The 12,884-nt window shown below is 50.2% G+C and carries 11 protein-coding genes; 5 read left to right on the top strand and 6 right to left on the bottom strand.

Annotated features, from left to right (window positions below):
* Positions 1 to 24 precede the first annotated feature (24 nt).
* Positions 25 to 402, top strand: a complete 378-nt coding sequence (locus tag N836_RS77620) for a hypothetical protein (RefSeq protein ID WP_023074212.1) — start codon at positions 25 to 27, stop codon at positions 400 to 402.
* A gap of 83 nt (positions 403 to 485) precedes the next feature.
* Here N836_RS77620 and N836_RS73565 read toward each other — a convergent pair whose 3' ends face one another.
* Both N836_RS73565 and N836_RS58890 read right to left on the bottom strand, forming a co-directional pair.
* Positions 486 to 2,099, bottom strand: a complete 1,614-nt coding sequence (locus N836_RS73565) for a DnaJ domain-containing protein (protein WP_023074213.1) — start codon at positions 2,097 to 2,099, stop codon at positions 486 to 488.
* 874 nt (positions 2,100 to 2,973) lie between these two features.
* Positions 2,974 to 3,792 carry a hypothetical protein gene (locus N836_RS58890; RefSeq protein ID WP_023074214.1) on the bottom strand — a complete coding sequence of 273 codons (819 nt, stop codon included), beginning with the start codon at positions 3,790 to 3,792 and terminating at the stop codon, positions 2,974 to 2,976.
* A 134-nt stretch (positions 3,793 to 3,926) separates the two neighbouring features.
* Here N836_RS58890 and N836_RS76630 point away from each other — a divergent pair, with 134 nt between their 5' ends.
* Positions 3,927 to 4,070 (top strand): hypothetical protein, encoded by a 144-nt coding sequence (locus N836_RS76630; RefSeq protein ID WP_161634999.1) that lies wholly within the window; start codon positions 3,927 to 3,929, stop codon positions 4,068 to 4,070.
* On the opposite strand, the gene N836_RS58895 is transcribed toward N836_RS76630, so the two are convergent.
* The 4 genes from N836_RS58895 to N836_RS58910 all read right to left on the bottom strand — a co-directional run bounded on the left by N836_RS58895 (position 4,062) and on the right by N836_RS58910 (position 9,519).
* The gene (locus tag N836_RS58895; protein WP_023074216.1) at positions 4,062 to 5,300 is read right to left on the bottom strand and encodes a hypothetical protein; all 1,239 of its coding nucleotides are present in this window, start codon (positions 5,298 to 5,300) and stop codon (positions 4,062 to 4,064) included. The two genes, N836_RS76630 and N836_RS58895, sit on opposite strands and share 9 nt — an antisense overlap.
* A gap of 144 nt (positions 5,301 to 5,444) precedes the next feature.
* Positions 5,445 to 6,716 (bottom strand): adenylate/guanylate cyclase domain-containing protein, encoded by a 1,272-nt coding sequence (locus N836_RS58900; protein WP_023074217.1) that lies wholly within the window; start codon positions 6,714 to 6,716, stop codon positions 5,445 to 5,447.
* A 152-nt stretch (positions 6,717 to 6,868) separates the two neighbouring features.
* Positions 6,869 to 7,957 (bottom strand): TIGR03032 family protein, encoded by a 1,089-nt coding sequence (locus N836_RS58905; RefSeq protein WP_036053869.1) that lies wholly within the window; start codon positions 7,955 to 7,957, stop codon positions 6,869 to 6,871.
* Between the two features lie 149 nt (positions 7,958 to 8,106).
* Positions 8,107 to 9,519, bottom strand: coding sequence for a uracil-xanthine permease family protein (locus N836_RS58910; RefSeq protein WP_023074219.1), 1,413 nt, complete (start codon positions 9,517 to 9,519; stop codon positions 8,107 to 8,109).
* A 400-nt stretch (positions 9,520 to 9,919) separates the two neighbouring features.
* Here N836_RS58910 and hpxO point away from each other — a divergent pair, with 400 nt between their 5' ends.
* The 3 genes from hpxO to N836_RS58925 are packed head-to-tail and all read left to right on the top strand — an operon-like array spanning position 9,920 to position 12,850.
* Entirely contained in the window at positions 9,920 to 11,086 is a 1,167-nt protein-coding gene (hpxO, locus tag N836_RS58915; RefSeq protein ID WP_023074220.1) for an FAD-dependent urate hydroxylase HpxO, read from the top strand.
* A gap of 26 nt (positions 11,087 to 11,112) precedes the next feature.
* Positions 11,113 to 11,481, top strand: a complete 369-nt coding sequence (gene uraH / locus N836_RS58920) for a hydroxyisourate hydrolase (protein ID WP_023074221.1) — start codon at positions 11,113 to 11,115, stop codon at positions 11,479 to 11,481.
* Between the two features lie 7 nt (positions 11,482 to 11,488).
* Positions 11,489 to 12,850 (top strand): 8-oxoguanine deaminase, encoded by a 1,362-nt coding sequence (locus tag N836_RS58925; protein WP_023074222.1) that lies wholly within the window; start codon positions 11,489 to 11,491, stop codon positions 12,848 to 12,850.
* Positions 12,851 to 12,884 lie beyond the last annotated feature (34 nt).

Here is a 12,884-nt window from a genome sequence, read left to right on the forward strand (position 1 = left end):
GCAGGTGCTAGCGACACCTAACCGATGGCTACCCGCGGATTACCTAGCAATCCTTGGGATGGGGTTATTATGCCTCAACCTCTGCGATTTGCCACACATTTTGCGGGGGCTGAGGACTTAGGTTCTGGCTTTCCTTGTCCTATCTCTGGAGAACCAGAACCCATGTTTCAAAATTCAAATCAGAGCGCGTCAGCGCTCACCAATCTGTCTGCCTCGCTACCAGAATCTTCCTACGAAACGGGACGGCATCTGCTGCTAGGGAGTTTGCACTTTGTCCAGACCACCATCAAGCTGTTGCATAAACTCAACTATACTGACCCCAACGACTGGAGCCGTCCGCTACCCACCGGACGCCCCAATGAAGTGATGGCAATTTTGACCAAGAAGGTAAAAATTATCTAGAGCTAGGGCTAGAGCGATCGCACATGCGATCGCTCTAGCCACCACCAAATCTGCGTGTCACCTTATCAGGCTATCTGACCTTATTAGCTCAGCTGCCAAACCTTCACCGTATGATCAGCACTACCGCTGACAATCAACTTCCCATCCAGACTATAAGCAACAGAATAAACACCAGCCTGATGCCCAACCAGGGTATCAATAATTTTCCCAGTGCTTACATGCCAGATCTTAACAGTGTGATCATAACTGCCACTCACCAATATCTGACCATCAGCGCTAAAAGCCAAAGAACTCACCGTCTCAGCATGACCCCTGAGTTCAAATAGTTTTTTCTGATATTGACGATTCCACATAACAATCTCAGCCCCACTGCCGACTGCTAAGAGAGAACCCTGTCGACTAAGGGCCACAGCTCTAGTCGGGTTAGCCGAAAACGAGCGAATTACCTTACCAGTCTTAGTATGACGCAGGCTGAGCAGATTTCCCTTACCGCCATAGACAAAAGATTTCCCATCCCAGCTCATAGCTAACGCTAGAATCGCTGCTGGATTGTCTTTGAGAGTATAACCCTCTTTGCCAGACTTTAATGACCAGAGCCGCACTGTCTTATCCTGGCTGGTGCTGACTAAAAACTGATTGTTGGGGCTAAAGGCTAGCGCTGTAACCGTATCTGCATGTCCCAGGATCAAATTACCCAACGAGCGTACTAAGTCTCCCGTCCGTAGATCCCAAAGTTGAATGGTTCGATCTGTACCGCCGCTGGCGATTAATTTTCCATCCCCGCTGATGGCTATACAATAAATCTCCTTACTATGGTCACTCAGGGTTCTTAATAAACTGCCGGTTTTGACGCTCCAAATCCGTAGGGTTTGGTCGTAGCTGCCAGTGACCAGCTTTTTCCCATCTCTGGTCAGGGCCACAGCAGAAACAACTGCAGTATGACGAGATAGGGTATGGAGACATTGCCACCTCGGAGAACGAGACCGTACCTGAGCCGACGATTGTCTCGGGGCTGAGGTTCGCTGTTCTAAATCTCGCATGCGTCTGAAGTCTGCATCGGCCCGGTCGTCATAGCCTCGACGGAAATAGGCTTGACTACGATAGCGATAGGCATCTATATGATTAGGATTGAGCTGAATAACAGTTGTAAAATGCTCAATGGCTGCTCCATATTTTCGAGCTTTAAACTGTGCTAGTCCTTGTTGAAAGACCATTTCAGCCTCAGTCAGAGAATTGTCAACAGAGGATGGGGTATGGCGTTTTAGCTCAGCTACTTTCTTAAAGTCGGCTTTGGCTTGTAGATCTAGGCCTAGCTGTTCTAGGGTAAAGGCGCGAGCTTGATAGGCTTGCAAATAATGGGGACGTTTGCGGATCGCCTGGGTAAAGCTTTCGATAGCCTGTTTATGTTTTCCGGTCTGTAGATAGGCGATCCCTATTTCATAATGCTCTTCAGCACTGGGGGGACGTACTGAGATTCTGGTGCCAAAGTTGGTTGGCTCGGAGAGCTGAATGAGCGTGTCATAGGCTTCCTTGATGAGCTCAAACTTTTCTCGGGCTTGTTGGAGCTGCTCGGGTTGATTTGAAAATTTGTCTGGATGCCACTGCTGGGCTAATTTTCGATAGGCTCGTTTGATATCTTCTTTGGTGCTGCCGGGCTCTAAACAAAGCACGCCATAATAATAGTTCAAGCTTGCCATGAGCTTAGACGGTAAGACTGTATTTCAATAGCCAATTAGTTTTGAAGGATTATCGAGTAAGCTCAGTAACTTAAATAAGGATGGTCCTCGGCATGAGTAATATCTAAAAAATATTTAGTTTTGGGGCTATGCTAGCAAATTTCACATTATCTGACCCGGTCACTATCACTACTTTGAAGAAGCCTTCATGCCTGCTGATAGAGCTTTATCAGGCTTGAGTAAACAAATACAAACTCCTGTTGCAAAATTGGTAAGTCTGTGATTTAAAGGATAAAAGCAGGGAAAAACCAGCTTGACAATGTAGTCAGTTAAATACGTTGCACTGAGATAGGAACACCCTAGCGTCCTTATACAATGTTTTCTCAGGTTATGGTGCCTGACCATACAGCTATAGGTTCGCGCGGGTTTTCCACATTTCAAAAACTGTTGCGTGGAGTTTAGGAGATTGTTGCTAGCACTCAGGCCAAGTAACTATTGCTGCTTAATGGTTCTGAGCCCGTTTAGTGTTGTGTCAAGCTTTTAAGTCTTGTCCCCCTCCCCTCAAATTTCTATTGTTTATACACATCTAGAAGATAGTGCTTTGAAAGGTGCTTCATACCTTGAATTGGCCCTCATCCCCCAACCCCTTCTCCCTGGGGGAGAAGGGGTTGGGGGATGAGGGCTCGGAAATTGGAGCTACTCTCCGACTTGTGTATACACGGTAGCCCGCCAGGGAGAAGGGTTTGGGATTAGGGCTTGAACTCAAGAGCTATTCTCCGACTTATGTATATACGGTAGCCCCAAATCTGGCAGGCTAGGGGACTGGATAACCGATGAATCCTTTACCAGCTGTCTTGCTATATGATTTTTTTGGTAAAGAAGGGTGGTAGTGCGGTTAAGAAGAAGTGGTTAGTGTTGTTTCTTCGCAGTGCCCTTCACCCACATGACCCAAGCTTGGTAAAATCTCCATTAGCTTCTGATGGTCTGCATCGGAGAGTCTTGTCTTTAAGGCTGCACTGTCGATATCTAGCTGACCATTTTCTGCCAGGACTGCCAGGGGGTCAAAGCCCAAGGCTCCCGTATTAATAGCATCTTCAGCCGGAGCCTCTGCATCACCAAATAAATGATCAAAATGGAATGTGGCTTCTACGTCAGCACTCTCGCCACTGTTGACAAATCCTTTGCGTTCATCGCCAATAAAATCGCCGCAGGTAAAACTTAGCTCTTCTGAGAGTTTGAGAGAGAAATCGATGGTTTCTCCATCTTTGCTGGCTGAGCCAACCATCATGATTGGATAGCCCTGGGCGGCACCGCTGAGGGCCGCAACCATTTGCCAGGAGAGGGCGTTGTATCGACCGGCGGGGGCATCTAGCTTGCCAACTTCGATGGGCTCACTACCTACAGCCAGGTCAATGGTAGTCGGCTGATCAAGGCTAACTTCTGTCTTGGCGTTGAGGGTGTCACTTTGCTGTGGATCAAATGGTGGCTCGGTTTGATAGGCTTTGACACTATCCAGGGTTACATAGACATGGTCAAAACTGATCTGCCAGCCATCTTTGGTGGTAAATCCCTGACGGACAAAATCTTCACCGTTGGCTTCAATGCTTAAAGTGCCTGCTTCGGCAACCGGGACTGATTCTTGACTACAACCAATGACGCCAACGACAGCCAGTAAACCGATAGCTGTAAAAATTTTAGACGTTTGATAACTCATAGGGCAATCTCTCGGGGGTGAGGAGAATAACGCCCAATTATGAGCACTGTCCAAGCTGACAACAATACCCCGGGGGGGCAATCCTCAGGGTATCTGGACTAGATTTAAGGATTTTGTTTAAATTGGATAGAGATATGCCAATGTTGAACAGTGAGATGATTGTTATTTTGGTAGATGCGGACAAGATCACAACGGGTGGTCAACAGAATGGCACCGGCAGTGGTAATGGTGTGTTGATTGATTCAGGTTGTTATGGAACGCTCGGAGCCTTATTCTAGGGCGTTGAGTTTTTCAAGCAGTAAAGGGTTGCGGGCGACTTGTTGCACAGTGGCGGTGGCTCCTTTTTGGTTGAGATGACTGGGGTCGGCAAAAAAGCTATCTTGATTGACCCATTGGGATAGTAAGTCAATCACGACAAACCCGAGACGCTGGCTTTGGGTTTGTAAAAACTGTTGAAATTGTCGGTCTAGGGGGAGGCGATAGTCATCTAAGTAGTCACTGCTGAGGGGAAGATGGACGTAAACTAAGTCGACATTTTGGCTTTTGAGGTAGTTTACTAGCGATCGCAACGACCCCAGCTGCAGCCCTGTCAGGCCAAAGGGATTATAAAACGCATCATAACGACCACTAACCCGAGGAAAGGTTTGATAAAAAACGACTGGATCAAATTCAGCTAACACGGGCAAAAATCCATAGGCATTGATCGTACTGGGTAGCTTGGGGAGTGGCGCACGGTCAGCAAAACCAGGGCGTTCTCCTGCCAGGACTGCCTGATACCCTGGTGAATCGAGAATGCTGGCAAATGTGGCATCTAACCGGCGGCTGTTAAACGCCCGCGACCCATCGCCCCAGATCACCAGCTTGGGTAACTGCTCGGGGGTCAATAGCCGCTGCAGCACAAAGTTCATCACCTGGGCTGTGGCTCCATTGATGCTGAAGTTGTACACCCGCACTGGATATCCCTGGGCATTTAATAGGGTTTGCAAGGGTTGTGGGTCGAGGCCCTGCAGGGCTCGCGAGCTGCCTACAATTAATATGTCGGGTGGGCCAAATGTGGCGAGATAGCTGAGATAAAGCCGCAGCTGCTCATCTAGAATTGGGCTACCCAAACTGGGGAAGACGTTAGGCCAGCTGAGTCGATTGGCCTGCTGTTGGGCCAGTGCTAGATTTTCTAAGAATTCTCGCTGTTTACGTTGAGCAAAAAACCGTTCTGGACTGTTGGCAGGAATCGTTTGGAGTGTTGCGATCGCACTGATCCAGGCCTCTACTACCTCATCCCACTGCTCCACCGATCTAGCAGTTTGGGCTAGGTCCGTTGCCTGTTCAGCTTGCTCAAATCCTGAACGCAGGGCAGCGGCGACCTGCCGATCGGCCCACAAGTTGACCTTAGCCGCCAGTGCCGTTTTGGGGCCGCTACTGCCACGATCTAGCCAAACCCCCACTGAGAGTAAGATCGCCAACCCAAAGAGCAATACTGTTATCCAGCGCCGTTTATCTAGAACTCTCATGATGCCAACTCGTCTTGTGTAACCCACCAGCGGTATATAACCATAGCGTGGGGGCAGACGGACTTTGATTGTAATTATTTCTGCTCAAAGGATAGCAATTTGATGCTGGGGAGTGGGCTTCCAGGCAGGGGCAAAAGGAGATCTTCACTTTTGGGTAAATTCCCAAATACCTTGCCAGTCATGGGGCAGTCCCTGGAGCTGCAATAGCTGTAATCGTTCTAGATAAAGCTGAACCGTTTTGTCGGTGGGGTTGGCCTGGTAGACGTGCTCAAAACAGCTTTGGGCCTGGTGCAGCTGTCCGCGTTGATAAAAATCCAGGGCTTCTAAATAGGCGGGTAAGGTTTTGAGCTTGGTGGCCCGTAGGGTATCGTCTTCAGCGTCGAGTACTTCGTATACGGTGATGGGTGTGTGTCGCCCTTTGACGATGGCTCGATCAATCAGCCGCACTGGGTAGCGATCGCGATCCGCCAGCTTTTGCAGCACATCTTCTGAAACCAACAGCTGCACCCCATAGTATTTGGTTAATCCCTCCAGCCGAGCGGTCAGATTAACATTGTCAGACAGGGCATCTCCCTGCATCCGATGACTCTCACCAACAATACCGACCATCATGCGGCCGACATGAATGCCCATGCCCACACTCAAAGGGGCTTGCCCGTTGGTATGGCGGTGTCGATTGTAGTCGCGTAGCCGTTGGGCTTGGGCAATACAGGCCTGCAGCGCATCATCCACGCCATCGGGAAAGACGGCCATTAAGCCATCTCCCATGTATTTCATAATTAGACCATTGTGGTTGGCGATTTCGGGACTCACATAGCCCAAATACGTGTTGATAAAGTTAAAATTTTCCTGCGGTGTCATGGTTTCGGCCAGGGTGGTAAAACCGCGAATGTCGGAAAATAAAATTGCCATTTCCTTGCTAACGTGATCCCCTAGCCGCAAGTCAATCACGCTCTCTTTTTGCAAAAAATGCAGCAGCTCCTGGGGGACAAACCGGCTATAGGCCTGCAGCAGGTGTTCCAAATGCTGGTTGGTTTTAATCAGGGTCTGCTCATGGCTTTTGACGGCTAACACGGTTTCTGTAAATACCTTGGCTAGATTCCCCAGCTCATCAGTACGATCGGCAACGGTGGCCAATTGCTCTGAGGTGAATATATCTTTTTGGACTGCCGCTGCTGCTGAAGTAACAATTTTTACCTGCTCAATATAGCTGGCCATTTCCCGCTTTTGCTGGTTGAGAGAATTCTCCAGCACAGTGGAATGTTCAGTCACAATGCTGATCAATGCCTCAAGGTTATCGCGTTCGCTCTCGGCTAAAGCCAGTGCCTCATGCAGTTGCCTATTTTCTGCAACAAGCTGTTCAGGCGATTGGGTGTTGAGTGAGCAATCATCGGATTTAGGGGACGAGGCATTCATAGCAGGGAGCAGCACCTTTAGCCATGTTTACATGGATGCTAGAAAAATCCAGGAGTATTTACGTAGGGATGCTTGATCTATGGTGTGGCGGGCTCATGAATGCTAGCCCATGGAACTGCTCAATACCTTACCCCATAGCCGGTGGCGAACCATCAATGACCATCAATGGTGGGTGCTGAAAATGCAACTTCTGCCAGGGCGGCGTCAGGTATTACATAGGAGGTTTTGAACACCTCGTTTTCTTCGTTGATCACTTCAGGAAACTTTGCCCCTAGCAATAGCTCTACTGCAAAAATTTCCTGGACTGCAGCTTCAAACTTCAAAAAGGCTATAGTTTGACCAGTTTCTATATTGACGACCCAAACCCCACAAATTCGCTCGGTTGGCTGTTCGGTGATTGGCACACTGCCAAACGTGGCAGTTTCTCGCACCTGGGAGAGGCCAATAAACGCCAGCGGACCATAAAAGGTTAGCCCCCGAGTAAATCCAGGCAGAGTCGCTACGGTGCTGAGGTTACCAGTGTTAATATCCACCTTGGCCAGGCTGCCTTGACCCGACTCCAGCACCCACAGCTGCTGCCGATGCCAGCGGGGGGAATGGGGCATCGACAGACCAGTGGCAATGATGCGGTTATCGGTAATGTCCATGAGCAGACCACCATTGGCCTTATTTTGCCGCCAGCCACCGGGGGTATCGGTCTGTCCTAACGCTGTGACATAGCGGGGGGTACCCTCCACCATGCCCAATCCATTCAGGTGGCAGCGATCTTCTGGAGCATAGGCGCTAACAAAAGGCGGTCGCCAGCGCGGCACAAAACTGTGGTCAAAATCTAATGTACATAGACATGAGAACCGCGTATTGACAAACCACAGACCGTCCGTGCCCAGGGCCATCTCATGGATATCAATGTCACCAGTGGTGTGGATATGTCTGGGGATGTAACAGGCGTCATGTTTGCCTGCGGGTTCTAATTTGGCAGCTGCAGCGGGCACGTTGTAACTAATCCAAATTTGGCTACTAGTGCCAATGGCCAGTCGAGTCGCATCAACCGCTACCCCCATGGGTTTACTAAATATCCGAAAGTGAGTATTTAAGGTCTCGCCATCGGCTCGAACCACAATCAATTTGCCTGCTTGATAGGTAGATACCACCAAACTCCCACCGATCTGCGTTAACAACTCTGGCAAGGTTTGGGTATGCACACTGCGGAGTGCAGCGGTGGGTGGGGTAGTCATATTCATGAATCATGATGCCGTCGGCACGGCAGATGATAAGCAAACAACCGATGCGTTCACAATCTACTAACCCTGCTGTGTCAGCTACCGTATATATACGGTGCTCTGGATATGAATGGGCGCAGCCGAGGCAATCCCCCCCGTCTTCATTGCCATCACCGACGTTCTCCCGGTAACAAGATATTTAACACCAGCGCACAGATACCTCCGGTGGAAATACCAGAGCCAAAGATATTCTTAGCCAGGGGGGGTAACCCGGTCAGCAGGTCTGGTGCAAACGCTACCCCCAAACCTAATCCCAGAGATGTGGCCAAAATAATCGCCTCGCGTCTGCCGATCTCAATTGAGGCAACAATTTTGATGCCAGCAGCGGCAACACTACCAAACATAATAATCGTGGCCCCACCCAATACAGGTTGTGGAATTGCCTGTAGCACACCACCGATGATGGGAAATAATCCCAATATGCTAAGAATAACGGCGATAAAGTACCCCACATAGCGGCTGCCAATACCCGTAAGCTGGATCACGCCGTTATTTTGGCTAAATGTCGTATTAGGAAACGTGTTAAACAAAGCGGCGATAAAAGAATTCAGACCATCTGCCAGTACTCCACCGCGCATCCGGCGAAAATAGGTTTCTCCTTGAATGGGCTGTCCGGTTACAACCGAGGTAGCGGTTAAATCGCCAATGGACTCAATGGTTGTAATTAAATACAAAAAAGCAAAGGGGATAAACGCCGTTGGATTAAATCCAAAACCATATTTGAATGGAATTGGCAGAGTGAATACTGCTGTTTGCCCTAGCCCGCTCAGATCCACAACTCCCATAAATAAGCCAACAATATAACCAACAATCAAACCAATGGCGATCGATGCCATGCGGAGAAATGTATTACGACTACTGTTGAGAACAATAATGATCACCAATACCAAAAATGACAAAAAGATATTTTGAGCACTGCCATAGGTCTGATTTTGTCTTGCTAGGGCACCGCCACCCATTGCTAGAACGCCAGCATTAATCAGGGTTAGCCCAATCAACATCACCACTGTACCCGTCACCAGTGGAGTAATGACTCGGCTAATGGTCTCGATAAATTGACTAAACACCATTTCGATACATGAGCCCAGCAGACACATCCCAAAAATTAATCCCATTGCCTCGGTAGGTGTGGCTCCGCCAGCAATGGCCGCTGTTCCAGCTCCGATAATCGGACCAATAAAGGCAAAACTAGTACCCTGGATGCTGAGTAACCCTGACCCAACCGGACCAATACGGCGAGTCTGAATAAAGGTGGCAATGCCTGAAACAAACAGCGACATACTGATGAGATACGCTTGGTCGTCAGGTTCTAAACCGAGAGTACCGCCGATGATTAAAGAGGGGGTGATAATGCCAATAAAGCTGGCTAGAACATGCTGAACTGCTGCGAATAGAGTCTCTCGTAAAGGTGGTTTAGCTTCTAGTCCGTAGATTAAGTCGGTGGACTTGGCAACCACGGGCTCTGGTGGCAGATCACCGACAGTTTCGTCTGGATACTGAATAAATCTCTCGTGCTCGCTCACCGATTTTCTCCTCATTCTCAGCAACGGGGTCCGACATGGGGAGCGTAACGCCGATCTCACAAATCGTACGGTTATCTCTGACGGGCACACTGCGTAGTTATCACTAGTATTTAAGGTCAACCATCAAACAAAAAATGTTCTTCCGTATACAGATGTTATCGATCCGGGCTGTTAGCGTGAGCCAGCGGTAAACTGTCTAAGGGTTGAGGCTAAATATTGGAGAAGAGACAGTACGGTTGTTATTGACTGACTAGAAATTGTCCCTGTTTCATTCTATGATTGAGTTGGGTCTGTCAACAACTTTGGTAACAATTCCGCAGCTATGCTCACCAGTGCTGAAAGCTTACCACTCACTTCCGTAGCGAACTCATCAACTCAACCCAACCCCAAACGATTCTGTATGGAAAATCTTAAAGTTATTGTTGTCGGTGCGGGCATGGGCGGTTTAACCACGGCCCTGGCTATGAGGCAGGCAGGCTACGATGTGGAAGTCTACGACCGGGTTAAAGCGCTGCGCCCGGCGGGGGCTGGCATCTCGCTCTGGTCTAACGGGGTGAAGGTGCTCAATCGTTTGGGGTTAGGAAGTGAGATTGCTCGCATCGGTGGCCTCATGGAACAGATGGCCTATTACGATGGCAAAACTGGCGATGTACTTACCCGGTTTAATCTCTCTCCCCTGGTGGAGCGCGTTGGTCAGGCTCCCTATCCAGTCGCTCGCACTGATTTGCAACAGATGCTGCTGTCGGCGTTGGGAGCAGACCAGGTGCAGCTAGATAAACGCTGTGTGGCGATTGAGCAGAATGCCAACAGTGCTACTGCAATTTTTGACGATGGCCATCGGGCAACGGGGGATGTCGTTGTGGGGGCCGATGGTACTCACTCCATCATTCGTAGCTATGTGTTGGGGCATGGTACCGAGCGTCGCTATGTGGGCTATGTCAATTGGAATGGGCTGGTGCCTGTGAGTGATGAGCTAGCTCCACCTGACAGCTGGGATATTTACGTTGCTCATGGTCAGCGAGCTTCGGTGATGCCCGTTGGGGACAATCGCTTTTACTTCTTTCTGGATGTGCCTTTACCCAAGGGCACTGAAAATAATCCTGACACTTATCGGCAGGAACTGTCAGATCATTTTTCTGGGTGGGCGCAGCCGGTGCAGACGCTGATCCAACAGCTTGATCCTGACAAAACCAACCGGGTGGAAATTCATGACATTGAGCCGCTCAAAGCTTTGGTCAAGGGTCGAGTGGCGCTGATTGGGGATGCAGCCCACAGTACGGCCCCTGATTTGGGCCAGGGGGGATGTCAGGCGATGGAGGATGCCTGGGCACTGGCCAGCTATTTGGCTACTACCAATATCAGCGTCGCTGATGCTCTGCAGCGCTATCAGGACAGGCGGCTGGAGCGAGTGGCTCAGATTATTCTCAAGGCCCGTAAGCGGGCTGAAATGACCCATGGAAAAGTGCCGACCAAAACCCAGCAGTGGTACACTGAGCTGGCCTCAGAAGATGGCACTAAAATTATGGCTGCGATCGCACAAACAATCTTACTGGGTCCCATGCATTGATCAATCATGACGGACCATGACGGACCATGACAGAGGCAACTACCGGCAAACTCACTACCCATGTGTTAGATACAGCAAATGGCTGTCCTGCTGCTGGTATCAAACTAGAGCTTTATGGGCTAGCAGAGAACGGCGAACAGTGTCTGGCTAGCACAATCACCAACAGCGATGGTCGTACAGATCGCCCTCTGTTAGCGGCGGCGGCCATGGCAATTGGTATCTATGAATTACGGTTTTGGGTCGGTGACTATTTTGCCGCCCAGACCAGTGCTTCAGACCCGCTGCCTTTTTTAGACCTGGTGCCCATCCGATTTGGCATTGCCGATGCCACAGCCCACTATCATGTACCGCTGTTAGTTTCTCCCTGGTCCTATAGCACTTATCGCGGCAGTTAGTGGGGGTATGAGCACATTACTGGTTAAACATATCCATACGCTGGTGACCATGGACGACCAGCGACGAGAGATTCGAGATGGAGCGCTACTGGTTCAGGATAATGTGATTCGGCAGGTGGGCCGGACCCAGGAGATGGGTGAGATCGCAGTCGATGAAGTCCTCGATTTACAAAACCGCCACATTGTTCTCCCAGGTCTGGTTAACACCCACCACCACTTTTACCAAACCCTGACTCGGGCTGTACCCGCTGCCCAAGACTGTGATTTATTTACCTGGCTGCAAACGCTTTACCCTATCTGGGCCAACCTTACCAGCGAGGCCATCGACGCCAGCACCCAGATGGCGGCAGCTGAACTGATGCTTTCAGGCTGTACCACCAGCAGCGATCATCTCTACATATTTCCCAATGACTGTACCCTTGACGATGAGATTCGCAGTGTACAGGCCATCGGTTTGCGGTTCCATGCCAGCCGTGGCAGCATGAGCGTTGGCGAAAGCCAGGGAGGGCTACCCCCCGATAGTCTAGTGGAAACCGAAGCCGATATTCTCAAAGACTCCCAGCGGCTGATCGAGACCTACCACGACAACAGCCGTCATTCCATGCTGCGCCTGGTGTTGGCCCCCTGCTCTCCCTTTTCCGTCTCACCGGATCTCATGCGCGAGTCTGCAGCTCTGGCCCGTAGCTATCCAGGGGTGCGACTACACACCCACCTGGCAGAAAACAAAAGCGATGTGGACTACAGCCTGGAAAAATTTGGCCTCAGACCCGGTGACTACGCCGAGTCGCTCGGCTGGCTGGGCAAAGACGTCTGGCACGCCCACTGCGTTCAGCTCAGCGATGCTGCCATCCAAAAATTTGCCCACACCCATACGGGAGTAGCTCACTGCCCCTGTAGCAACATGCGCCTGGCCAGCGGTATTGCCCCAGTGCGCAAAATGCGCGCGGCTGGCGTCAATGTTGGCATCGGTGTTGATGGAGCCGCCTCAAATGATGCCAGTCATCTGTTACAGGAGGCCCGGACCGCTTTTTTATTGGCCCGAGTTCGTGACCAGTCTGCGATCGCTATTACCGCTCGTGAAACCCTGGAGTTAGCCACCCGAGGGGGAGCCCAGGTCTTGGGGCGAGACGACATTGGCTATCTGGCACCCGGCATGTCTGCTGACTTTATTGCCTTTAATCTGGATACGCCTGCCTTTGTTGGTAGTCACCACGACGTTGTTGCAGCCCTAATCTTTTGTCAGCCCCCAGCGGTGGACTATAGCTTTATCAATGGCAAGAAAGTGATTGCTCAGGGACGACTGACCACCGTAGAACTTGGACCCCTGATAGAAATCTGCAATCGCCTTGCAGCTGATTTGGCAAGCTGAATCACCTCATCTAGTGAACGATGTCGACGGAGTT

It is taken from the genome of Leptolyngbya sp. Heron Island J (genome assembly GCF_000482245.1).
In the GTDB taxonomy this organism is placed as follows: Bacteria; Cyanobacteriota; Cyanobacteriia; order Phormidesmidales; family Phormidesmidaceae; genus Leptothoe.

What these genes read in the sequence shown, in the direction of transcription:
- N836_RS77620 (WP_023074212.1), top strand. Translation starts at nt 25, where the DNA reads ATGGCTACCCGCGGATTACCTAGCAATCCTTGGGATGGGGTTATTATG.
- N836_RS73565 (WP_023074213.1), bottom strand. Translation starts at nt 2,099, where the DNA reads ATGGCAAGCTTGAACTATTATTATGGCGTGCTTTGTTTAGAGCCCGGC.
- N836_RS58890 (WP_023074214.1), bottom strand. Translation starts at nt 3,792, where the DNA reads ATGAGTTATCAAACGTCTAAAATTTTTACAGCTATCGGTTTACTGGCT.
- N836_RS76630 (WP_161634999.1), top strand. Translation starts at nt 3,927, where the DNA reads ATGCCAATGTTGAACAGTGAGATGATTGTTATTTTGGTAGATGCGGAC.
- N836_RS58895 (WP_023074216.1), bottom strand. Translation starts at nt 5,300, where the DNA reads ATGAGAGTTCTAGATAAACGGCGCTGGATAACAGTATTGCTCTTTGGG.
- N836_RS58900 (WP_023074217.1), bottom strand. Translation starts at nt 6,716, where the DNA reads ATGAATGCCTCGTCCCCTAAATCCGATGATTGCTCACTCAACACCCAA.
- N836_RS58905 (WP_036053869.1), bottom strand. Translation starts at nt 7,957, where the DNA reads ATGAATATGACTACCCCACCCACCGCTGCACTCCGCAGTGTGCATACC.
- hpxO (WP_023074220.1), top strand. Translation starts at nt 9,920, where the DNA reads ATGGAAAATCTTAAAGTTATTGTTGTCGGTGCGGGCATGGGCGGTTTA.
- uraH (WP_023074221.1), top strand. Translation starts at nt 11,113, where the DNA reads ATGACAGAGGCAACTACCGGCAAACTCACTACCCATGTGTTAGATACA.
- N836_RS58925 (WP_023074222.1), top strand. Translation starts at nt 11,489, where the DNA reads ATGAGCACATTACTGGTTAAACATATCCATACGCTGGTGACCATGGAC.